The organism is Salinispora pacifica CNR114, assembly GCF_000514775.1.
Lineage (GTDB): Bacteria > Actinomycetota > Actinomycetes > Mycobacteriales > Micromonosporaceae > Micromonospora > Micromonospora pacifica.
In genome coordinates, this window is the sequence record NZ_AZWO01000008.1 from 18,971 (window position 1) to 40,968 (window position 21,998).

Sequence of the window (21,998 nt, forward strand, 5' to 3'; positions counted from 1 at the left end):
TCGGCGACCGGCTTATCGGGGTAGGCCGACGAGGTCGGCCATCAACGCGATCTGGTGGTCGAAGTAGTCGTCGCGGTGCGGCAGGCCACCCTTGATCCGGCCGAAGAGCTCGAAGCTGATCAGCCCGAAGAGCTGGGTCCACCCCGCCATCCCCCGGGCGAGCAGCGCTGCCGGCATCCCCGGGACGAGGCTCGCCGCGATGTCGGTGAGGTCGGCTCGGACGGGTTGGGGTAGGTCGTCGGTGGGGGGTGGGGTGAGCTGTCCGGCGGCAAGTCCATCGCGGGCGATGCCGATCAGGGTCATTGGTGGGCGCAGAGCCGGCTCGACTGTGTCGTCGGGCGCCGTGTAGCCGGGTACCGGGCTGCCGTAGAGCAGCGCGTACTCGGCGGGGTTGGCGAGGGCCCAGGCCCGGGCAGCCCGACACCCGGCGAACCATCGTCCGCGCAGGTCGTCGCGGTCCACGGCAGCGTCTGCTGCCTCGACCGCGTCGCCCAGGGCCATGTACGCCTCCAGGATGAGCGTGGTGAGCAGGTCGTCCCGGCTGGGGAAGTAGCGGTAGATCGCCGAGGAGGCCATGCCCAGGTCGCGGGCGACCGCCCGCAGCGACAGGTTGGCGCCGTCGGTGGCCAGATGGCGGCGCGCCGCGGCCTTGATCTCGTCGATCATTTCGGCTCGGACCCGGGCCCGGAGTGAGTTGGCGACCATCTCCTCACCCTGTCATGCGTAGGGCGCTGATCCAATTCGAGAGCAGTGCTCTTGACGGGTTCGGCAACTACCGACACACTCCCTAGTGAGCACTGCTCTCGAAGTGATCCCCTGATTCGGAAGGTGAGCTCTGATGTCGATTCACGTGATCGTCGGTGCTGGCCCGGTCGGCACCGCGACCGCCGACCTCCTCGCTCGGCAGGGGGAGCAGGTCCGGCTGGTCAGCCGCCGCGGTGCCGGCCCCGAGCATCCGGCCATCGAACTCGTCGCCGCCGATGCCACCGACGTCGCCGGCCTGACCCGCCTGGCGTCCGGCGCCGCCGCCCTCTACAACTGTGCCAACCCCGCGCTTCACCGGTGGGCTGTCGACTGGCCGCCACTGGCAACCGCCCTGCTCGCCACCGCCGAGCGGACCGGTGCGGTGCTTGCCACGATCGGCAACCTCTTTGGGTACGGCCCGACGGACGGGCCGATGACCGAGGCCACCCCGCTGGCCGCGACCGGCGTCAAGGGGCGGGTGCGCAACCAGATGTGGGCCGGGGCGCTGGCCGCCCACGAGGCGGGCCGGGCCCGGACGACCGAGGTCCGTGGCTCGGACTACCTCGGATACCGGACCAACTCGATCACCACCCGGATCCTGCCGAACGTACTGGCCGGCCGCCGAGTGGTCCTGCCGGTCGACTTCGACGTCCCGCACGCCATCACCTACGTCGGCGACGTGGCCCGTACCGTGGTCGCCGCCGCCACCACCCCGGATGCCTGGGGACGGGCCTGGCACGTGCCGAGCCCGCGCGCGCTCAGCATGCGGGAGTTGGCCACCCGCGCCGCTGCGCTGGCCGGCGCACCCAGGCCCCGGTTGACCCGCCTGCCCTACCCGGTGCTCTGGCTGGGCGGCCTGGTCAACCCGTTACTCCGGGAGCTGCGGGAGACGACATACCAGTTCGATCGCCCGTACGTGTTGGACTCCTCGGCCACCCAACAGGCCCTCGGGATCGAGCCGACCGCGCTCGAAGAGGCCCTCGCCGAGACCCTCCGCGCGCTGCGCCGGGACCCCGGTGTCAGCTCGGCGAAGCGCAGCTCCTAACGCCGGGCGGCGATCAGGACAGCGACCAGGGTCAGTGCCGCGCCGAGCAGGGTGGTGGCGTCGGGGCGGGAAGCCGCGGTCGGCAGGAGCACGTCCAGCAGGACGGCGCCGACCACCTGGCCGGCGATCGTGGCCAGGCCGAGCAGCAGCACCCCGGTGAACTCGACGACAGCGGCGGCGATCGCGATGAAGGTGATCCCGATCGGCCCACCCAGGTAGAGCCACGGCTCGGCCGGCGGTGAACCAGCGGGTAGCCCGCGTACCGCGATGTCGACCGCGAAGACCGCCAACAGGGCGACGAGGCCTACCGTGAAATTGACCAGCGTCGCGGTCAACGGGCTGCCGGCCGCCCGGCCGACCAGCCCGTTGACGGCCTGCTGCCAGGCCACCGCGATCCCCGCGAGCAGCGGCAGCACCGCCAGCGCCAGCGCGGTCGGATCGTTGAGCCGCCCGCCGACGGCCAGCCCGACCGCGAGCACGGTGAGCGCCGCCCCGAACAGGCGCCGACCGGTAACCGGCTGGCGTCCGCTCGGGCCGATGCCGGCCCGGTCCACGAGGAGACTGCTGGCGGATTGGCCGGCGACCACCGCCACGGTGAAGACGGCGACGCCGAGGGTGCCGACCGTGAGGCCCTGCGTCGCCACGAGGAACGCCCCGCAGAGCCCGCCGAGGCACTGCCACGGGCGCAGCCTGCCGGCGGTCAGCGCGGCGCGCAGGGCGGCCAGCCCGCGCCGACCGCCGGGCGTCGCCGGCACCAGTACCAGCAGGACCAGCAGGCCCAGACCGAACGAGATGACCGCCGCGGCGACCCCGTCGGCCAGGCGTACGCCCAACTCGCCGTTGACCCGGGATTGCACGGCGACGGCGACGCCGGCAATGGTCGCGAGCACCACCCCGACCAGCCGGCGGGCCGGGGACGGCCGGTGTAGCGCCCCCGGCAACGCCTACTCCTGCTCGGCGAGGGGGCGGCCGTCGAAGTCCACGGCGGAGTACAGCGCCAGCTTCTCCAGTCGGTGATAGGAGTCGATCATGCGAATCGTGCCGCTCTTCGAGCGCATCACGATCGACTGCGTGTACGCCCCACCGGCCCGGTACCGGACACCACGGAGCAGGTCACCGGAGGTGACTCCGGTAGCGACGAAGAAGCAGTTGTCGCCGGTCACGAGGTCGTCGGTACCGAGCACCCGGTCGAGGTCGTGGCCGGCGGCGACGGCCTTCTCCCGCTCCTGCTCGTCGCGGGGCCAGAGCTTGGCCTGAAGGGCGCCGCCCATGCACTTCAGGGCGCAGGCCGCGGTGATCCCTTCGGGGGTGCCGCCGATGCCCATGAGCACGTCGACGTCGGACTCCTCACGAGTGGCGGCGATCGCGCCGGCGATGTCACCGTCGGAGATGAAGCGGATGCCCGCGCCGGTGCGGCGGACCTGGTCCACCAGCTCGTCGTGCCGGGACCGGTCCAGCACACAGACAGTCACCTCGGCGGCGTCGGTGCCCTTGACCCTGGCGATACGTCGGATGTTCTCGGCCACGCCGGCGTTGATGTCCACCACGTCGGCGTAGGCCGGGCCGACGGCGAGCTTCTCCATGTAGAAGACGGCGCTCGGGTCGAACATCGCCCCGCGCTCGGCGACCGCCAGCACCGCCAGGGCGTTCGGCATGCCCTTGCTCATCAGGGTGGTGCCGTCGATCGGGTCGACCGCGACGTCAACCTCCGGCCCCGTCCCGTCGCCGACCTCCTCGCCGTTGAAGAGCATCGGCGCGTTGTCCTTCTCGCCCTCGCCGATCACCACGATTCCGCGCATCGGAATCGAGTTGATCAACTTGCGCATCGCGTTGACGGCGGCGCCGTCCCCGCCCTCCTTGTCGCCCCGGCCGACCCACCGGCCGGCGGCCATCGCCGCGGCCTCGGTCACCCGGACCAGGTCGAGGGCGAGGTTGCGATCGAGATTCTGTGGGGTCCGCGTCGTGGTGTTCGTCATGACGGCTCCTCCTCGCGACGGTGCGGGGTGGCCCGGCAGGCGTGGGTCGCTGCCGGCTTTGTCGCTGATCCTCACATGATCGGCGACACTGCGTGGTGGTGGGGCGGTGATGGCTTGGTCACGTCTGATCGGGTGGCTGCGAAGATAGCGGGGTGGAACCCGCACAGCCCGCCGACCGCGTCCCTGCCGACCAGACCGCGCCGGAGCTTTCGCCGGTCGATCCGGCGCCCCCCGGCCCGGCCGCGCCCGCGACCGCCGAGGAGCCGGCGTTGGTCGAGCCCGCCACCGGCCCGGCGGCAGCCAGCGGCCCGACCGAGACCACCGGCGTCGGGGAGACCAGCGCTGCGCGGGAGGCCGGCGAGTCGTCGGCACCGCCCGCTGCGGCGGACACCACCCGTTCGGAGCGTTCGCCGAAGGACATGGCCATCTCGCTCCTCGTGCTGCTGGTCCCGATCGCCCTGCTGCTCGCCTTCTACCGAGGCTTCCTCGGGGGAGACCAGGCAACCGTCGTCGACCCGGCGCCCGCGTTGGATTCGGCGCAGGCGGCGGCGGCCTTTCCGGTCAGCCAGCCACAGGGGCTGGACGCGGGATGGCGCACCGTCCGGGCCGACTTCCGGACCGTCGAGGGCGGGTCGACGCTGCGCCTGGGCTACCTGACCCCGGAGGGGCGGGGGGCGCAGATCGTGCAGAGCAGCGTGCCGCCGGAGCAGTTGCTCCCCACCGAGCTGACCGATCAGGGGCAGCCCCAGGGCCGGACCGATCTCGCGGGACGCACCTGGCAGCGGTACACGGCCCGCGGCAACGAGCAGGCGTTCGTGCTCCTCGAACCGGACCGCACAGTGATCGTGGTCGGCGATGCCCGAGACACCGAGCTACGGGAGCTGGCCGGGGCGTTGGGCTGAACCCGACCCGAGTCAACCGGGGCAGCGGGGCGGGGCGGCGTCAGTCGGTCGGTTCCTGTCGGGCGGCGTCCAGGCGGGCCCGGGCGCCGTCCAGCCAGGCCTGGCAGACCCCGGTCAGCTGCTCACCGCGCTCCCAGAGGGCCAGTGACTCCTCCAGCGTGGTGCCGCCGGCCTCCAGCCGTTCGACCACCGACGCCAACTCGGCGCGGGCCTGCTCGTAGCTGAGCCGCTCGTCCTTCGTCTCCTCGGTCATCGTGCACATCCCACCACATCTACCCGTCCGGGCTTTCCCCGCCGTGCCCGGGCGCCGCCGGTGCCCGCCCCGACGCCGGTACCCGGGTTCGGCCGGATCGGCGGAGGAACCGCTACCGCCGTTGGGCCTCCGGGTGGTGCGACCCGGCGTCGATGGTCGCCGCCAGTTCCCCGTCGCCGAGCCGGACCCGCACCGGGTCCCCGACGGCGACCTCGGAGACCGTGCGGACGACGGTGCCGTCGGCGCGCCGCACGATCGCGTACCCCCGGTCGAGGGTGGCGGCCGGGGAGAGGGCCCGGAGCCGGGCCCGGGTGTGCCGAAGGCCCTCCTCGGCGGCGGTCAACCGGTGGGCGAGACAGCGGGCGGCCCGATGGCGCAGCCCGGCGACGTCGGTGGCCCGCTGCTCGATCATCACCTCTGGCCGGGCCAGCACCGGCCGGGATCGCAGCAGCTCCAGCCGGTGTGCCTCGCGGTCAACCAGGTTGCGCACCGCGCGTTCGAGTCGGGACCGGGCCTGCCCGATCAGGCGTACCTCCTCGGTGAGGTCCGGGACGACCCGCTTGGCCGCGTCGGTCGGGGTGGAGGCGCGGATGTCCGCGACGTAGTCGAGCAGCGGCGCGTCGGTCTCGTGGCCGATGGCGCTGACCACCGGGGTACGGGCGGCGAACACCGCCCGGCACAGCGCCTCGTCGGAGAAGGGCAGCAGGTCCTCGATGCTGCCGCCGCCCCGGGCGATCACGATCACCTCGATGGTCGGGTCGGCGTCCAACACCCGTAGCGCGTCCACGATCTGCGGCACGGCCGACGGCCCCTGCACGGCCACGTTGACCGTGCGGAACGCCACCGCCGGCCAGCGTCGGCGGGCGTTGGTACGCACGTCCCGCTCGGCGGCGCTGGCCCGGCCGGTGATCAGCCCGATCCGGTGCGGGAGAAAGGGCGGGCGTCGCTTGCGTCGGGGGTCGAAGAGCCCCTCGGCGGCCAGCAGCTTCTTGAGCTTCTCCAGCCGGGCCAGCAACTCGCCCAGCCCCACCTGTCTGATCTCGTCGGCGCGCAGGCTCAACGTGCCCCGGGCGGCATAGAAGTCGGGCTTGGCGTGCAGCACCACCCGAGCGCCCTCGCGAAGCTGCGGTGCGCCGGAGTCAAGCACGTCGCGGTTCGTGGTCACGGTCAGGCTGAGGTCGGCCGAGGGGTCCCGGAGGGTGAGAAACACCGTGCTCGCGCCGGGCCGGCGACTGACCTGCGCGACCTGCCCGTCCACCCACACCCAGCCGAGCCGGGCGATCCAGGCGCTGATCTTCTGGCTGACCACCCGGACCGGCCATGGCTCCTCGGGTGTGCTGCGGGTAACCCCGCCATCCGAACTCACCCGCTCACCCTACGGACCGTCCGGGCGGGTCGCAGCCGCTGGCGGGTGGTGGGTCGGCACGTACGATGGGCGGGTGAGTGAGGCTGAAGCGACCCGGACCGGTAAGCGGGTGATCCTGGCGAAGCCGCGCGGTTACTGCGCGGGCGTCGACCGGGCGGTGCAGACCGTGGAGGAGGCGCTCAAGCTCTACGGCGCGCCGATCTACGTCCGTAAGCAGATCGTGCACAACCAGCACGTGGTGCGGACCCTGGAGGCCAAGGGCGCCATCTTCGTGGAGGAGAACGAGGAGGTGCCGGAGGGCGCGACCGTGGTCTTCTCCGCGCACGGCGTCGCCCCCGAGGTCCACGAACAGGCGCGGAGCCGCTCGCTGAAGGCGATCGACGCGACCTGCCCGTTGGTCACCAAGGTGCACCAGGAGGCGAAGCGGTTCGCCGCCGAGGACTACGACATCCTGCTGATCGGTCACGAGGGGCATGAGGAGGTCATCGGCACCGCTGGCGAGGCGCCCGAGCACATCCAGCTCGTCGATGGTCCGCAGGACGCCGAGCGGGTCACCGTCCGGGATCCGAACAAGGTGGTGTGGCTGTCGCAGACCACCCTGTCGGTGGACGAGACGCTGGAGACGGTGGCCCGGCTGAAGAAGCGGCTGCCGCTGCTCCAGTCGCCGCCGAGCGACGACATCTGCTACGCCACCAGCAACCGGCAGCACGTGGTCAAGCAGATCGCCTCGGACTGCGACGTCATGATCGTGGTCGGCTCCACGAACTCGTCGAACTCGGTGCGGCTGGTCGAGGTGGCCCTGGACGCGGGTGCGCGGGCCGGCCACCTCGTCGACTTCGCCCACGAGATCGACGACGCGTGGCTCGGGGGCGCCCGCACGGTCGGCCTGACCTCGGGGGCCAGCGTCCCCGAGGAGCTCGTCCAGGAGGTTCTCGTGCACCTCGCGGCGCGGGGCTTCACGGATGTCGAGGAGGTGGTGACCGCGGACGAGCGGTTGACCTTCTCGCTGCCGCAGGAGCTGAAGCGGGACATGCGGGCGGCGGCGGCCCGCGGTTGAGCGGTGGGGACCCGCTTCGACGGACGGGGCCCGGGCAGGGGTGGCGGCAGCGGCGGGACGGGAACGAACCCATGGGCCGGAGCGTCCGAAACTGTATGAGAAGCCCTTGGCTCGCCACCCCGGCGTTGGCCGTCTGCCTGGCGCTCAGTGCCTGCGGCAGCGGCCAGGGCGCGGGTGCTGACCCCCCGACCGAGATGGGAGCGACGCCCGTGACGACCCCCACCGATCCGGAACCAGCGGCCGCCGACAGCGAGTCCGCCACCCCGGCCGCCCCGAGGTCGACGCCGGCCTCCGTGCCGACGCGTACCCCGAAGGCGCCGGCGGGTCCGAGTAAGCCGCCGCCGGTCGGCGCCGCCACCCTTACCGGCACCGTGCAGGCCGGGGTGGAGCCCGGATGTCTGCTGCTGGATGGGTATCTGCTGGTGGGTGGGCCCCGTGCGGTATTGACCCCCGGCGCGTCGGTGCTGGTGACCGGGAAGATCCAGCCGGACCTGGTGACCATCTGCCAGCAGGGCATCCCCTTCCTGGTGGAGACGGCCTCTCGGCAGGGCTGACCCGCCCGCCGAAACCGACGGAGCCCGCCCCCGGGTCACCGGGGACGGGCTCCTACTGGTTTCGGGTACGGGTCAGTTCACCGAGCCGATGGCGACGGTGCCACGGCCGACGACCGCCCCCTCCGCCGTCACCACGGTCAGCTCACCCTGCAGCTCCCGACCAGCGGCCGGGCCAGCCAGGGCGGTCACCGTGCCGCCGAAGGCGTCGGTGTCGCCGTGCCCCAGGGTGAGGGAGGTTGCCGGTGCCGACAGGGTGCCGAGCGCCGGGGCGGAGAAGGAGTCCCGGTAGTCGTAGGCCGTGCTGCCACCGAGGCCGTCCACCGAGTACCCCTCGACCACGATCCGGTAGGTGCCCGGACCCGGGTTCGACAGCGTCACCGCCTCCTCCGAGTCACCGTCCGCAGAAGAGCCGAGCAGCTCGGTGCCCCGGTAGACGTACAGGTCCAGGTCGGCTCCGGCGTTCGCCGGGTTGCCGATCCGGGCCACGAACTCGGCTGCGTCGGCCGGCACCTCCACGTGGAACTCCTGCGCGGCGTCCTCGGCGATGGTCGGGCGGTCGGTGTGGACGCTGGCGAGCGGGCCACCCTGGCCGGTGATGGTGACCGGGCCATAGGTGTTGGTCAGGCTCCACTCGACCGGGGTCGGCGCACCGGCGTCAACCGCCGGTAGGTCGACCACGGCCGGCTCGAACGCCACGCCCTGGATCCGCGCCGTCAGCTGGTACGGGTTGTTCAGCGACGGCGAGGTGCGACGCGACTCCACCTCGATCTGCCAGACACCGGGGAGCGGGTTCTGGTAGTCCCGCTCCTGCGGGTTGCAGATGGCGGGGTCGGAGTAGTTGGTGAAGCAGACTCGGCTGGAGGTGCTCTCCGTCGGTACGCCGTACGGGTTGATGGCGATGAACCGGGTCTGCGAGCCGGTGGCGATGCCGCCGAGGTTCAGCTGGAGCGCCTCGGTACCCGGCGGAACGGTCACGAAGTAGGACTCGAAGCCGTTCCGGTCGACCGAGCCTTCGGCGGCGAGGGAGAAGTCCGGCTTGCGGGTGTCGGTGCTGGCCACGACGACGAGGGAGACCTCGAAGTCGATCGTGTTGGTCGCCGGGTCATCCACCGTCATGATCGCACCGTGCGCGCCCGCGTCCGGCCGGGCGACGACGGGGACGGTGACGGTCCGGTTCAGCGGCAACGCGACGGACTTCGGTGCCTGGAAGGTGCCGTCATTGCCGCGCAGCGCGATGTTGTGCTTGACGGTGCCGGTCGGCCCGCTGGTACGGGTGATCTTGACCCGGTAGGTCTTCTTCTGGTCGATCCGGTGACCCCCCTCACCGGCGGGGCACCGGTTGTAGACGCCGGTACCGCGGTGCGGTGTCCCCAACTGGTCGGAGAGGACGGTGCAGACCGGCGCGACCGAGGTGTACGAGCGGGTCTGCACACCCTTGCGCAGCAGCTTCCACGCCTTCGACACGTGCACCATGCCGTAGCCCTGGCCGTACGTGGGCACGTCCTTGATCGGCTGCGCCGAGCTGTACAGCGCGCGGCGCAGCATCTGCGGGGTGACCCCGCGGTCGGTCGCCCGGGCGGCCGAGAGCAACAGCGCGGTGGCGCCGGCGGCCTGGGGAGAGGCCATCGAGGTGCCGTTGAACATCCCGTAGCCCGGCGGCAGCGAGTAGCCGGCCTCGGGGACCGGGCTGCCCGCCTGCCAGAGCGGGATGGTGGAGATCGCCGCGCCGGGTGCGGCGACGTTCGGCTTGGCGCCGCCGTCTTCGCGTGGGCCGCGGGACGAGAAGTTGAACAGCGCGTTCTTGGTCCGCACCACCGAGCCGTAGTTGGCCAGCCAGGTGTCCTTGCTGACGCTGGCCGCGACGCTGATGACGTGCTGGGCGACCGACGGGTCGCCGATGGTGTTCAGGCCGGGGCCGGAGTTGCCGGCGGAGATGATGAGCTGGACGCCGTAGGTGGTGATGAGGTTGTTGTACAGCTCGGCGCGGGCGTTGTCGCCGTCGTTGAGCGCCGGCAGACCACCGATCGACATGTTGACCACGTCGACACCCCGGTTGATGACCAGGTCGGCCATGCCGCTGGTGAGCGCCGAGTAGGTGCAGCCACCGCCCCAGGAGCAGGCGCGGGACGAGACGATCTGGGCGCCGGGCGCGGCCCCGTCGAAGGCCTCGTTGCCGAACATGTCGTTGGCGGCGGTGATGCCGGCGACGTGACTGCCGTGGGCGTCCGAGACGATGCCGATGTTGACGTAGTCGACCAGGCCGGGGCCGCCGACCGGGGTGGTGTCGACGTCCTCCCGGAACTCGACCACGAAGGGCAGCTGCTCGCGGACGGTGGTCGCCGGGTTGTCCGTGCCGAAGTGCCCGATGTCGAACTTCTCCTGGTACGGACGCATGACGGTCTCGTCGGTGAAGTCTCCGTCGAGGTCAACGTCGATCAGGATGTCGTTCGTGGCGGGGTCGTAGAGCACGCCCCACTGGTCGGTGGTGTCGCCGTCGCGGTTGACGTCACCGTCCACCTCGCTGCCCGCGGTGATCTCTTCCCGGAAGACGTTGAAGCGGTAGCTGCCCGCCGGTGCCGTCCAGGTCCCGCCGGCCGACTCGAACGACGGGCCGGTGACCTCGGTGATCATCGGGCGCCAGGTGGCATCCTCGAACGGGTGCGTGGCGGTGACCCAGTCGACGATCTTTCGGTCGCCCGTGGTGGTGTGCTGGAGCGCCGGGTGGTCCAGGTCCACTCCGGAGTCCATGATGCCGATGGTGATTCCCCGGCCGTCCCACTCGGGGTTCTGGTCGACGAACTTGACGGCGCCGGTCTCGCCGGCCGGCAGGTAGGGGTTGTCCGCGCGGGTGTCATCACCGGGACCGCTGAGGGTGCTGCCCTGCTTGGCGGCCTGCCGGCCGCTGGTCACCGGCCGCGGGTCGGCGAGCTGGATCGTCTCGTCCAGGTCGACCGCGGCGACCCCGGGCAGGGTGGCGGCCTTGATCACCTTGCTGGTCGGGACGGTGGCCAGGACGTAGCCGATGGTGTCGTATTTGTCCGTGACGGCCGCACCGAGCTCGGTCAGGTCGGCGGCGACCTCTTTCGCCTCGTCCTGCTCGGTCGCGACGATCAGGGTGACGGTCTCGGCCTTCGTCGCTTCCGCCTCGGCCAGGAGTTTGGCGTCGTGCGAACCCAACACCTCGACGGGGGTGGACGGCGTGTCGGGTGCGGCGCTCGCGGTGGTGGCGCCGCCCGCGACGGTCACGGCGCTGGCGGCCATGACCGAGGCGAAGAGTCCGGCGGAGGTGCGCCGGCTCAGCTTTCGGGGTTTGCTCACGTTCTCTCCTCCGGAGAACAGGGCCCTCAGTTCCAGGGCGCAGGTGAGCGAAATCCTTCGGCTATCGATGCCCATTGTCACTATCGATGGAGGCGTTGTGACCATCTCGTGACATGCAGGTTTGCCGCTGTCACGCCGATTCGGCGTCTTTCCCCTCCATGGTGGAGTGCTCTGGTGTCCGGTTTGGAGTGAAATCCAGCAGCTCCGGCGCCTGCGGCTGGCGGGGAGCGAGCTCCACCTGCGCCGGTGGCGCCAACTCCTCGTCGGAGACGCCCAACTCGGCGAGTTTGCGGGCGCTGACCAGCACCCGCGACTCCAGCGAACCGACCGCCCGGTTGTACGCCGTCACCGCCCCACCGAGCGCGGACCCCAGTCGGCCCACGTGCTCGCCGAGCGTGGCGAGCCGGCTGTGGAGTTCCCGGGCGAGCGAGTGCACCGCCACCGCGTTGCTGGCCAGCGCCGCCTGCCGCCACGCATAGGCGACCGTACGCAGCAACGCGACGAGGGTCGCCGGGGTGGCCAGCACCACGTTGCGGGTGAAGGCGTGCTCCAGCAGGGTCGGGTCGCGCTGTAGGGCGACGTCGAGGAACGGGTCGGCCGGCACGAAGAGCACCACGAACTCCGGTGCCGGGTCGAAGGCGGTCCAATACGCTTTCGCGGCCAGCGCGTCCACGTGGGCCCGCAGGTGTTTCGCGTGCGCGTCCAGGTGTGCGTCGCGTCCCCGTTCGTCGCGGGCCTCCATCGCGGTCAGGTACGCCTCGAAGGGCGCCTTCGCGTCCACCACCACCGACCGCCCCCCGTGCAGGCGAACCACCAGGTCGGGGCGGACCGTCTGCTGATCGGTCGCGGCCGTCACCTGCTCGGCGAAGTCGCAGTGTTCCAGCATGCCGGCCGCCTCGACGATGCGGCGCAGCTGGTGCTCGCCCCACCGCCCCCGGACCTGCGGTGCACGCAGTGCCGCGACGAGCTGTTTGGTCTCGGTGCGCAGCTCACCGGAGACCGTGCTCATGGCGCGTACCTGCTCGCGCAGCTCGGCGTAGGCGTCAACCCGGTCCCGCTCCAACTCGGCTACCCGCTGCTCGTAGCGGTGCAGCGTGTCGTGTAGGGGGGCCACCGCCCGGGCCACCGCCTCCTGGGACTGCGCGGTCGCCTCGTAACCCAACGTCCGCAGGGACTGCTCCAGTCGACCCTCGCCCGCCCGCGCGGCGGCCAGCGTGGCCTCCAGCCGGGCCAGCTCGGTGGCGGAGCGGGCCCGGGCGGCGAACCACCCCACCACGCCGCCCGCCGCGAGGCAGCCGAGCACCACGGCCAGCGTCGGAAACTCCATGTCACCGAGCATCCCAAACGGGTACGACCGAGGCGGCCCCGGGCAGATCGAAGGTGGTGCCCACCCGCCTCCACCGCGAGCCGGCGAAGCGGCCCGCCCGCGGTGTTCAGCCGGTGTTGCGCATGCCAGCGGCGATGCCGTTGACCGTGGTGAGCAGGGCGCGCTCCAGGGCGGTGCCGTCGCTGGGCGCCCGCCGGCTGCCCGGTGCCGTCACCACCGCCCGGCCCGGCGCGCCCGAGTCCCGGTACTGCCGCAGTAACGCCACCTGGAGGTGGTGCAGCGGTTCCAGGTAGGTGTCGCGTACCGCCAGCGTGCGCTGGAGCACCGGGGCGTTCTCCAACAGCTCCGGGGAGGCGGTCACGGCGAGCACCTCCCGCCGGGTCAGCTCGTACTCCTGCTCGATCTTGTGGAAGATCGGGTGCAGCTTCTTCGGTACCAGCGTCTCCACGTACCGGCGGGCGATGGTCAGGTCGGTCTTGGTCAGCATCATCTCCACGTTCGACAGGAACGTCCGGAAGAAGTGCCAACTGCGGTGCATCTCGGCGAGCACGTCCCCGTGGCCGGCGGCGCGGGCCGCCGCCAGCCCGGAGCCGACGCCGAACCAGCCGGGGACGATCTGTCGGGTCTGGGTCCAGCCGAACACCCACGGGATGGCCCGCAGGCCGGTGAGCCCAGCACCCGTGTTTGGTCGCTTCGCCGGTCGGGAGCCGATGTTCAACGCGCCGAGCAGCTCGGTCGGGGTGGACGCCCAGAAGTACGCCGGCAGGTCCGGATCCTCGACCAGGTCCCGGTACGAGCGGTAGGCCGCCGCACTCACCACGTCCATCGTCGCGTCCCAGCGTTCCAGCATCTCGGCCGGCTGCCGGGGCGTGGTGTGCAGCAGCGTCGATTGGAGCACCGCGGCGACGGTCAGCTCCAGATTCTCCCGGGCCAGCGCCGGCAGGCTGTACTTGTCGGAGATCACCTCGCCCTGCTCGGTCACCTTGATCTCGCCGTCGAGGGTCCCGTACGGCTGGGCCAGGATCGCGTCGTGCGTCGGCCCGCCACCCCGGCCGACGGTGCCACCCCGGCCGTGGAAGAGCCGCAGCTGCACGCCGTGCCGGGCGGCCACGTCCCGCAGCGCGCGCTGCGCCCGGTGAATGGACCACTGACTGGTGGTGATGCCGGCTTCCTTGTTGGAGTCGGAGTAGCCGAGCATCACTTCCTGGACGTCGCCGCGGGCGGTGACCAGGGCCCGGTAGGCGGGCAGCGAGAGCAACTCGTCCAGCAGGTCACCGCCGGCGTTCAACTCGGCGGGGGTCTCCAACAGCGGCACGAAGCCGATCCGGGCCCGGCTGCTGTGCACGTCCACCAGCCCCGCCTCGCGGGCCAACACCACGGCGGCGAGGACATCGTCGACGCCGAGGGTCATCGAGATGATGTACGACTCGATCACCTCGGTGCCGAACCGGTCCTGGGCCTCCCGGATGGTGCCGAAGACATCGAAGGTCCGGCGGGCCGACTCGGTCAGTGGAGTGTCGACTGTGGACAGCGGGCGGCGGCCGGCCAACTCGTCGGCGAGGAGCTTGGTGCGCTCCAGTCGGCTCAGTGCCGGGTAGTCAGACACCTCGCCCACCGCACCGAAGAGCTGGGTCAACACCTCGTGGTGCTTCTCCGCGTGTTCGCGGACGTCCATCGTGGCGAGGTGCAGGCCGAAGGCGGAGACCGTACGGATGGTCGAGGCGAGTCGGCCCACGGCGGTGAGCTGGCCGGAGTTGCGGGCCAGCGAGGCGCGCAGCAGCTCCAGGTCGGCGATCAGCTCACCCGAGCCGCGGTAGTCCCGTCCCGGCAGGTGCGGCGTGCCCTGGCGTAGCCGCTGCCGGGTGTTGGCGAGCTTCGACTTCACACACCGGGCCTTGAGCCGGTACGGCTCCTCGGCGTTCACCCGACGGAACCGGGGCGCGACCTCGGGCAGCGCGTCCAGGTCGGCGGCGAGGCTCGCGGAGAGGTCCAGCGAGACCCCGCGCAACCGCCGGGAGACGGAGACCTCCTTGATCAGTTGGTCCATCGCCTTCTCGGTGGCGGCCAGGCCGTGCTCGTGTGCGATGACCAGGACCTCCCGGGTCACCGCCGGCGTGACGAACGGGTTGCCGTCCCGGTCCCCCCCGATCCAGGTGCCGAAGGTGAGGGGCCGGGCGGTGGGTGAGGTCTCCACCCCGAGGGTGCGCAGCGTGTCGGCGAGGTCGTCGAGCACCTGGGGCGCCGCCTCGGCGTAGAGGTCGCGTAGGTAGTAGATGGCGTTGCGCGCCTCGTCGGTCGGGTCCGGCCGGTCGAGCCGCAGCTCGTCGGTCTGCCACATCAGGTCGAGGAGCTCGGCGAGGCGGCGGTTGGCCGGTCCCTCGTCGCTGGCGCCGTAGAGGACCGCGTTGGTGGTCTCGGTGTCCAACTCGTCGGCGATCGCGCGCAGCTTGGACAGGATGGAGCGGCGGGCGGCCTCGGTGGGGTGGGCGGTGAAGACCGGGCGGATGGCCAGCCGCCGCGCCGCCGCCGCGATCTCCTCGGCGGGAACGCCGCGCTCGGCGATCATCTTGGCGGTCTGGTCCAGCCAGCCGCCCCGAACGGCCCGACGACGCCGCAGATCCCGGGCGCGATGGACCTGTTCGGTGATGTTGGCCAGGTGGAAGTAGGTGGAGAAGGCGCGGGCCAGCCGGGTACCGGTGGCGACATCCAGCCCAGCGAGCCGCTGCGCGGCGGCCGGGGCGTCGGTGCGAACCTGGGCGCGGATCTCCTCGACCAGGTCGAGCAGGGGCCGCCCCTCCTGCCGGGCGAGGGTCTGGCCGAGCAGGGTGCCGAGGCGGCGGATGTCGGCGCGCAGTGCGGCGTCGGGGCCGTCGTGGTCGTGCTGGTCGGTCACAATGCGCTCCTTACGTGAGTACGAAGGACAGCGCTGTCCGACTCCCAGGATGGTAACCGCGGGAACCGGGCGGAGCCCACGGGGTGTCCCTGTTAACTCTCGGCGAGCCGCTTTCGGTCCGCTGGAGACGCGTCACGTGGCTGTTGACCCGCCCCCGGAGCGATAGGGTCAACGGGTCAACCCCTCGTCCGGCCGGACGAGGGGCGCTCGTCGTGCCGTCGCCGTGGAAGTGATCACATGCTCACCGGACTCTTCGCCGCCGCCCTCGCCGACCCGGCCCTGGTTCGGGCCCGGGACCTGGCACGATCCGGCGCGGCCCAGGTCGACGGGCTCGACCTGACCGCACCGCCGGCGCTGCGTCCGTTCGCGGTCGCCGCCGTGGCCGCCGACGAGCCGGTGGGGGGCGCGGGGCGCCCGGTGCTGGCGATCACCGCCACCACCCGGGAGGCGGACGACCTCGCCGCCGCGCTGGGCAGCCTGCTCCCCACCGACCAGGTGGCGGTCTTTCCGTCCTGGGAGACGTTGCCGCACGAGCGGCTCTCGCCGCGCTCCGACACCGTGGGCCGCCGGCTGGCGGTGCTCCGTCGTCTCGCCCACCCCGACGCGACCGACGCACAGGGGCGCAGTGGCCCGCTGCGGGTGGTCGTCGCTCCCGTCCGATCCCTGCTGCAACCCCAGCTCAAGGGGCTGGGGGACCTGGAGCCGGTGCGACTGTCCGCCGGTGACGAAGCGGACCTCGAAGAGGTGGCGCGCCGGCTCACCGACATGGCGTACGCGCGGGTGGACCTGGTCACCAAACGCGGTGAGTTCGCGGTGCGTGGCGGAATTCTCGATGTCTTCCCACCCACCGACGAACATCCGTCCCGGGTCGAGTTCTGGGGCGACGAGGTGGAGGAGATTCGTACCTTCGCCGTGGCCGACCAGCGCACCATCGAGCAGGTGGACCAACTCTGGGCCCCACCCTGCCGGGAGCTGCTGCTCACCCCGGCCGTCCGGAAGCGGGCCGCCGTGCTGGCGGCGGAGCACCCGGAGCTGGTGGAGATCCTCGATCAGCTGGCCGAGGGCATTCCGGTCGAGGGAATGGAGTCGCTCGCTCCGGCGCTGATCGGCGCCGACTCGATGGAGCTGCTGCTGGACACCATGGCCGCGGGGACCCACGTGCTGCTCTGCGACCCGGAGCGGATTCGTACCCGGGCGCACGACCTGGTGCGTACCTCGGCGGAGTTCCTCCAGGCGAGCTGGGCCGCGGCCGCGGTCGGCGGCGCCGCCCCGATCGACCTCGGCGCGGCCGCCTTCCGGACGCTCGCCGACGTCCGCGCGCGGGCCCGCGAGCTGCGGCAGCCGTGGTGGACGATCTCCCCGTTCGGGCTGGCCGAGCCGGCCCTCGCCCGCCAGCCGTGGGAGGACGAGCCGGACGGGGTCGACGTCACCCCCGACGACGCGATCGCGGTGACGGTCGCGGCCCAGCCCGCGCCGCTCTACCACGGCGAGACGGCGCGGGTGGTGGACGAACTGAAGCGTTGGGCCGGCGAGGGCTGGTCGGTCGCGTTGGTCTTCGCCGGGCACGGCCCGGCCCAGCGGGCCGTCGAGGTGCTGCACGACGCCGGGCTCGGCGCCCGCCTGGTGGACGAGGTGACCTCGGCGCCGGCGCCCGGCCAGATCCTGGTCAGCTGTGGGTCACTGACCGGTGGCTTCGTCGCCGAGGTACCCCGCTTCGTCCTGCTCACCGGGGACGACGTCACCGGCGGCCGGGGCGCGTCGACCCGGGACATGCGCAAGCTGCCGAGTCGGCGGCGCAACACCATCGACCCGTTGGAGCTGCGGGCCGGCGATCACGTGGTGCACGAGCAGCACGGCATCGGCCGGTACGTCGAGTTGGTGCAGCGCACCGTCAACGGGGCCAGCCGGGAGTACCTGGTCATCGAGTACGCCCCGAGCAAGCGGGGCCAGCCGGGCGACCGGCTCTTCGTCCCCACCGACCAGCTCGACCAGCTCTCCCGGTACGTCGGCGGTGAGCAGCCGGCCCTGCACAAGATGGGCGGCTCGGACTGGCAGAAGTCGAAGGCCCGGGCCCGCAAGGCGGTCCGGGAGATCGCCGCGCAGCTGATCCAGCTCTACGCCGCCCGCAAGGCGTCCAGGGGGCACCCGTTCGGCCCGGACACCCCGTGGCAGCGGGAACTGGAGGACGCCTTCCCCTGGCAGGAGACGCCGGACCAGCTCGCCGCGATCGAAGAGGTCAAGCGGGACATGGAACAGACCGTCCCGATGGACCGGCTGATCTGTGGCGATGTCGGCTACGGCAAGACCGAGATCGCCGTCCGGGCGGCGTTCAAGGCGATCCAGGACGGTCGGCAGGTGGCGGTGCTGGTGCCCACCACCCTCCTGGTGCAGCAGCACTACAACACCTTCGCCGACCGGATGAGTCAGTTCCCGGTGACGATTCGCCAGCTGTCCCGGTTCCAGACACCGAAGGAGGCCGAGCAGACCCTGGAGATGGCCGGCGCCGGCACCGCCGACATCGTCATCGGTACCCACCGGCTGCTTCAGGCGTCCGCCCGGTTCCGCTCCCTGGGGCTGGTCATCGTGGACGAGGAGCAGCGCTTCGGCGTCGAGCACAAGGAGCACCTGAAGTCCGTGCGGGCCTCGGTTGACGTGCTGAGCATGTCAGCCACGCCGATTCCCCGGACCCTGGAGATGGCGATCACCGGCATTCGGGAGATGTCCACCATCGCCACCCCACCGGAGGAGCGGCACCCGGTACTCACCGCGGTCGGGGCGTACGACGAGCGGCAGGTGGCCGCCGCCGTCCACCGTGAGCTGCTCCGGGACGGCCAGGTCTTCTACCTGCACAACCGGGTGGAGTCGATCGAGCGGGCGGCGCGGCGGCTGCGGGAGCTGGTGCCCGAGGCGCGGGTCGCGGTGGCGCACGGCCAGCTGGGTGAGGAGGCCCTGGAGCGGGTCATGGTCGGCTTCTGGGAGAAGGAGTTCGACGTCCTGGTCTGCACCACGATCGTCGAGTCCGGCATCGACATCCCGAACGCCAACACCCTGATCGTCGAGCGGGCCGACCTGCTCGGTCTGGCCCAGCTGCACCAGATCCGGGGCCGGGTCGGCCGGGGCCGGGAGCGGGCGTACGCGTACTTCCTCTATCCGTCGGACAAGCCGCTCACCGAGCACGCCCACGAGCGGTTGGCGACCATCGCCCAGCACACCGAGCTGGGTGCCGGCATGTACGTGGCGATGAAGGATCTGGAGATCCGGGGCGCCGGCAACCTGCTCGGCGGCGAGCAGTCCGGCCACATCGAGGGCGTCGGCTTCGACCTGTACGTGCGGATGGTCGGGGAGGCGGTGCAGGCCTTCAAGGGGGAACGCCCGGAGGAGGAACCGGAGATCAAGGTCGATCTGCCGGTGGATGCCCACCTGCCGCACGACTACGTCGGGGTGGAGCGGCTGCGCCTGGAGATGTACCGCAAGCTCGCCGAGGCCCGGGACGAGGAGCGGCTGCGCGCGGTGGTCGCCGAACTGACCGACCGCTACGGCGAGCCGCCCGCCCCGGTGCAGAACCTGGTGGCGGTGGCCCGGTTCCGGCTGCTCGCCCGCCGGTACGGGCTCACCGACGTCAGCATGCAGGGTCGCAACATCCGGTACGGCCCGTTGCCGCTACCGGACTCGAAGCAGCTGCGGCTCAAGCGCTACCACCCGGACGCGGTCTACAAGCAGGCGCTGGAACAGGTCAGTGTGCCCCGGCCGAGCACCCGGCGGGTCGGCGGCGAGCCGCTGCGCGACCAGGCGCTGCTGGAGTGGTGTGGGCAGCTCCTCGCCGACGTGCTCGGCCCGCCCCGGGAGCCGGCCGGTGCCGCCACCTCCACAGCGCACGGCGGGCGGTGAGCGGGCGCAGCTCCAGCCGGCAGCTGCGGGTCGTGGGGGGCGTCCGTTCCGGCGCCGCCGGCGTGAGAGAGTTGCCGCTATGCGTGCTCGCCGTCTTGTCGCCGCCGCCAGCCTGGTGGTCGGCCTCGTCGCCCTCACCGGATGCCGTACCGAGCCGGGTGTCGCCGCGTACGTGGGTGACCAGCAGATCACCGAGGACACCGTGGACAGCATCCTCGACGAGCTGCGGGACAGCCGCGCCGCGACGGAGGCGCCCGAGCTCGGTGGACCGGCCCCGGAGCTGCCGCCCCGGTCTCAGGTCGTCGGCGAGTTGGTACTGGGTCAGGTGTGTGACCAGGTCTCCGCTGATCAGGGCTACCAGCCGCGGGGGCGGATGGAGCCGGTCCAGCTCGCCGGCCAGCTCGGACTCCCCCCGGAGTCGGAGTATGTGCAGCAGTTGGCCGCCCTCCACACCTGCCTCTCCGGGCTGCCGGTGGGCGAGCCGGCCGCGCCGACCGAGCAGGAGCTCGCGGAGGTGATCGCCGCAGGGCGGGCGGCCGGAGTGATTTCTCCGGACACTCCGGATGCCGAGATCGCCGGTCAACTCGACGTCCCCCAGCTGCGCAACGCGCTGGTGAGTCGCCGGGCACTTGCTGAGGCTGCCGGGGAGCACGGTGTCACGGTCAATCCCCGCTACCGGCCGCTGGAGTTCCCGATCCTTAACTTCTCTTCCGAGGTCGCTGCGGTCAGCGTGCCCCTGGGTGAGCCCGGTTCGGACGCGGTCACCGACGTCTCCAGCCCGGAGCCGCCGACCGGGGCGCAGCAGCCGGCCTGAGCATGACGACGCGGATCATTCTGCTCGTCACCTCGCCGCGGCTGCCGGCCGGGCTGCTCACCGCAGCCGCGTGGGACGTCGTACGCCAGCATCCCGTGCTGGCGGGGGCGGAGAGCGAGTTGACGGCGGCGCTCCGGGTCGCGGGCGCCGAGGTCACTGTCGTGGCCGGCCCGGCCACCCCGGCGTTGCTCGACGCCGCCACCACCCGCGGCGGTGCGGTCTGGCTCGCCGGCCCGGCGGGTGACGAGTCACTCGCTCGGGAGCTGGGCCTGCGACTGGCCCGGGAGCCGGGACTCGCCGAGTTGGAGCTGCTGTACGGATCATGGGACCCGCCCGGAGCGCGGCTGCTCGACGCGGTGGCGGTGCTGGACCGGCTCGCCTCGCCCGGGGGTGACCCGTGGAAGCGGGCGCAGACCCACCGCAGCCTGGCCGGCTTCCTGTTGGAAGAGTGCTACGAGGCGTACGACGCGATCAGCGCCGGTGACACCGACGCGCTCCGCGAGGAGCTCGGGGACGTGCTGCTCCAGGTGGTGCTGCATGCCCGGCTCGCCGAGGAGTTACCCGAGGGCGAGCGGTGGAGCGTGGACGACGTGGCCGGCGGCCTGGTCGACAAGATGGTGCGGCGCAATCCGCACGTCTTCGCCGAGGAGCAGGCCGGCACCCTCGCCGAGATCGAGGAGAACTGGGAGCGGATCAAGCGGGCGGAGAAGGCGCGTGACTCGGTGCTGGACGGCATCGCCCTGAGCCAGCCCGCCCTCGCCCTGGCCGCCAAGATCATTGATCGGGTCGCCCGGGTGCGGCTCGCCGTCGCGCCCCCGCCGCCGCAGTCGCAGGTCGACCCGGAGGCCCGGCTCGGCGCCGACCTGCTGGCCGCGGTGGCCGCCGCCCGCGCCTCCGGGCTGGATCCGGAGGCGGCCCTGCGCCGCGCCGCCCTCGCCCACGCCGAGGCCGTCCGCCGGGCCGAACGCGCTGGCAGTTGAGGTTGGTCGGGGTCAGGTTCCCGGGCTCGTCGAACGGTCGACCACGTCGGCCTCCGTCGGCAATTCGAACATCGGGCCGTCCGCGGTCTCCCGGTAGCTGGTCAGCGTCACACTGACCGGTTCGCCGTCCAGGTGACCGACGAAGCTGCCCAGCGCCCCCTCGGCGGTGAAGCAGCCGGTGAGGTCGCCGTCCGACCGGCCTACTTCGACGCAGGTCGCCGGCCGCCCGGCCAGCGTGGTGTCGCTGCGGGTGATGCTGGACTCCGGATCCAGGGCGGCAGCGGTCAGTAGCTCCAGCACCGCTGGCGGGGTGATCAGCCCCTGCCTCTCGGCGGCGGCGAAGACGGCCACTGCCGGCTTGTCCGGCTTGTCCGGCGGCGGTGTGATCGTGCAGGCCGTCCGCCCGTCGGCGGTCTCGCACCGGGTGGTCGCCTCCTCGGTGGCGGTCAGTTGGCCGGCCGTCCAGTGGTAGGTGGCGCGGGCCGGCTCCTGGTCCTGCGCGATGGTCGCGGTCTGCCCGGACGCGAGCCGGTAGTCGGCCGTGTAGGTCCGGATCAGCGACCCGTCCAGCCGGTTGGCGAGGTCGTTGACCAGATCGGCGTGGCTGATGGTCTGGCCGGCCTCTCCGAGGCTTTGACAACCGGTGACGGTGAGCGACGCGATGGCGGCAGCGGCGAGCAGCCGGAGCGGGGTCGAGATGGCGGACATGATGACCAGCCTCGCCGATCGGATCGAGTGTGCGCAAACTCCGACGTCGGTTGACATCGGAGAATACGGGAATGTCGGGCGGGCCGCTCGGAGGAAGCGGTCGGCGCTCGACTGCGCGGCCGGAGAATCAACCGCCGGGTGCCGCGTCGCGCTCCACCGCCGCCCGATACGCT

Annotated in this window: 16 protein-coding genes; 7 read left to right on the forward strand and 9 right to left on the reverse strand. The window is 72.0% G+C overall.

Annotation, left to right across the window (positions count from 1 at the left end):
- Window positions 1-12: 12 nt before the first annotated feature.
- Window positions 13-705 carry a TetR/AcrR family transcriptional regulator gene (locus tag B118_RS0106755; protein ID WP_028192545.1) on the reverse strand — a complete coding sequence of 231 codons (693 nt, stop codon included), beginning with the start codon at window positions 703-705 and terminating at the stop codon, window positions 13-15.
- 133 nt (window positions 706-838) lie between these two features.
- On the opposite strand from B118_RS0106755, the gene B118_RS0106760 reads away from it, so the two are divergent.
- Window positions 839-1,789, forward strand: a complete 951-nt coding sequence (locus tag B118_RS0106760; protein WP_028192546.1) for an NAD-dependent epimerase/dehydratase family protein — start codon at window positions 839-841, stop codon at window positions 1,787-1,789.
- Here B118_RS0106760 and B118_RS0106765 read toward each other — a convergent pair.
- Together B118_RS0106765 and glpX are read right to left on the reverse strand one after the other, a co-directional pair.
- On the reverse strand, window positions 1,786-2,730 hold the full coding sequence (locus B118_RS0106765; protein ID WP_018810737.1) for a DMT family transporter: 945 nt from the start codon (window positions 2,728-2,730) through the stop codon (window positions 1,786-1,788). The genes B118_RS0106760 and B118_RS0106765 overlap by 4 nt on opposite strands.
- Before the next feature lie 3 nt (window positions 2,731-2,733).
- Entirely contained in the window at window positions 2,734-3,765 is a 1,032-nt protein-coding gene (gene glpX, locus B118_RS0106770; RefSeq protein ID WP_018221118.1) for a class II fructose-bisphosphatase, read from the reverse strand.
- A gap of 152 nt (window positions 3,766-3,917) precedes the next feature.
- Here glpX and B118_RS0106775 point away from each other — a divergent pair, with 152 nt between their 5' ends.
- Complete coding sequence (locus B118_RS0106775; RefSeq protein WP_018810738.1) at window positions 3,918-4,667, forward strand: DUF4245 domain-containing protein; 750 nt, start codon at window positions 3,918-3,920, stop codon at window positions 4,665-4,667.
- 40 nt (window positions 4,668-4,707) lie between these two features.
- Here B118_RS0106775 and B118_RS0106780 read toward each other — a convergent pair whose 3' ends face one another.
- The gene (locus B118_RS0106780) at window positions 4,708-4,920 is read right to left on the reverse strand and encodes an exodeoxyribonuclease VII small subunit (RefSeq protein WP_018721170.1); all 213 of its coding nucleotides are present in this window, start codon (window positions 4,918-4,920) and stop codon (window positions 4,708-4,710) included.
- A 112-nt stretch (window positions 4,921-5,032) separates the two neighbouring features.
- Entirely contained in the window at window positions 5,033-6,286 is a 1,254-nt protein-coding gene (gene xseA, locus B118_RS0106785) for an exodeoxyribonuclease VII large subunit (RefSeq protein WP_080635150.1), read from the reverse strand.
- Window positions 6,287-6,359: 73 nt separating this feature from the next.
- On the opposite strand from xseA, the gene B118_RS0106790 reads away from it, so the two are divergent.
- A complete protein-coding gene (locus tag B118_RS0106790) occupies window positions 6,360-7,343 on the forward strand; it encodes a 4-hydroxy-3-methylbut-2-enyl diphosphate reductase (RefSeq protein ID WP_026185415.1) in 984 nt (327 codons plus the stop codon).
- Window positions 7,344-7,438: 95 nt separating this feature from the next.
- Window positions 7,439-7,897: a hypothetical protein gene (locus B118_RS0106795; protein WP_026270568.1), complete on the forward strand. Its 459-nt coding sequence runs from the start codon at window positions 7,439-7,441 to the stop codon at window positions 7,895-7,897.
- 72 nt (window positions 7,898-7,969) lie between these two features.
- Here the strand turns inward: B118_RS0106795 and B118_RS0106800 are convergent, their stop codons facing one another.
- From B118_RS0106800 to ppc, 3 genes are all read right to left on the reverse strand, one after another.
- A complete protein-coding gene (locus B118_RS0106800) occupies window positions 7,970-11,215 on the reverse strand; it encodes a S8 family serine peptidase (protein WP_026270569.1) in 3,246 nt (1,081 codons plus the stop codon).
- Window positions 11,216-11,345: 130 nt separating this feature from the next.
- Window positions 11,346-12,554, reverse strand: coding sequence for a DNA recombination protein RmuC (gene rmuC, locus B118_RS0106805; protein ID WP_018810741.1), 1,209 nt, complete (start codon window positions 12,552-12,554; stop codon window positions 11,346-11,348).
- 94 nt (window positions 12,555-12,648) lie between these two features.
- The gene (ppc, locus tag B118_RS0106810; protein WP_018221109.1) at window positions 12,649-15,435 is read right to left on the reverse strand and encodes a phosphoenolpyruvate carboxylase; all 2,787 of its coding nucleotides are present in this window, start codon (window positions 15,433-15,435) and stop codon (window positions 12,649-12,651) included.
- Between the two features lie 237 nt (window positions 15,436-15,672).
- Here ppc and mfd point away from each other — a divergent pair, with 237 nt between their 5' ends.
- The 3 genes from mfd to B118_RS0106825 all read left to right on the forward strand — a co-directional run bounded on the left by mfd (window position 15,673) and on the right by B118_RS0106825 (window position 21,117).
- Window positions 15,673-19,323, forward strand: coding sequence for a transcription-repair coupling factor (gene mfd / locus B118_RS0106815; protein WP_018810742.1), 3,651 nt, complete (start codon window positions 15,673-15,675; stop codon window positions 19,321-19,323).
- Window positions 19,324-19,402: 79 nt separating this feature from the next.
- A complete protein-coding gene (locus B118_RS0106820; protein ID WP_018810743.1) occupies window positions 19,403-20,137 on the forward strand; it encodes a hypothetical protein in 735 nt (244 codons plus the stop codon).
- A gap of 2 nt (window positions 20,138-20,139) precedes the next feature.
- Window positions 20,140-21,117: a nucleoside triphosphate pyrophosphohydrolase gene (locus tag B118_RS0106825; RefSeq protein WP_018221106.1), complete on the forward strand. Its 978-nt coding sequence runs from the start codon at window positions 20,140-20,142 to the stop codon at window positions 21,115-21,117.
- 12 nt (window positions 21,118-21,129) lie between these two features.
- On the opposite strand, the gene B118_RS0106830 is transcribed toward B118_RS0106825, so the two are convergent.
- Window positions 21,130-21,825: a hypothetical protein gene (locus B118_RS0106830; protein ID WP_018810745.1), complete on the reverse strand. Its 696-nt coding sequence runs from the start codon at window positions 21,823-21,825 to the stop codon at window positions 21,130-21,132.
- Window positions 21,826-21,998 lie beyond the last annotated feature (173 nt).

Excerpts from the sequence above, each read along its gene's own strand:
- B118_RS0106755 (WP_028192545.1), bottom strand. The coding sequence starts at position 705 with ATGGTCGCCAACTCACTCCGGGCCCGGGTCCGAGCCGAAATGATCGAC.
- B118_RS0106760 (WP_028192546.1), top strand. The coding sequence starts at position 839 with ATGTCGATTCACGTGATCGTCGGTGCTGGCCCGGTCGGCACCGCGACC.
- glpX (WP_018221118.1), bottom strand. The coding sequence starts at position 3,765 with ATGACGAACACCACGACGCGGACCCCACAGAATCTCGATCGCAACCTC.
- B118_RS0106780 (WP_018721170.1), bottom strand. The coding sequence starts at position 4,920 with ATGACCGAGGAGACGAAGGACGAGCGGCTCAGCTACGAGCAGGCCCGC.
- B118_RS0106795 (WP_026270568.1), top strand. The coding sequence starts at position 7,439 with ATGAGAAGCCCTTGGCTCGCCACCCCGGCGTTGGCCGTCTGCCTGGCG.
- rmuC (WP_018810741.1), bottom strand. The coding sequence starts at position 12,554 with ATGCTCGGTGACATGGAGTTTCCGACGCTGGCCGTGGTGCTCGGCTGC.
- mfd (WP_018810742.1), top strand. The coding sequence starts at position 15,673 with ATGCTCACCGGACTCTTCGCCGCCGCCCTCGCCGACCCGGCCCTGGTT.
- B118_RS0106820 (WP_018810743.1), top strand. The coding sequence starts at position 19,403 with ATGCGTGCTCGCCGTCTTGTCGCCGCCGCCAGCCTGGTGGTCGGCCTC.
- B118_RS0106825 (WP_018221106.1), top strand. The coding sequence starts at position 20,140 with ATGACGACGCGGATCATTCTGCTCGTCACCTCGCCGCGGCTGCCGGCC.
- B118_RS0106830 (WP_018810745.1), bottom strand. The coding sequence starts at position 21,825 with ATGTCCGCCATCTCGACCCCGCTCCGGCTGCTCGCCGCTGCCGCCATC.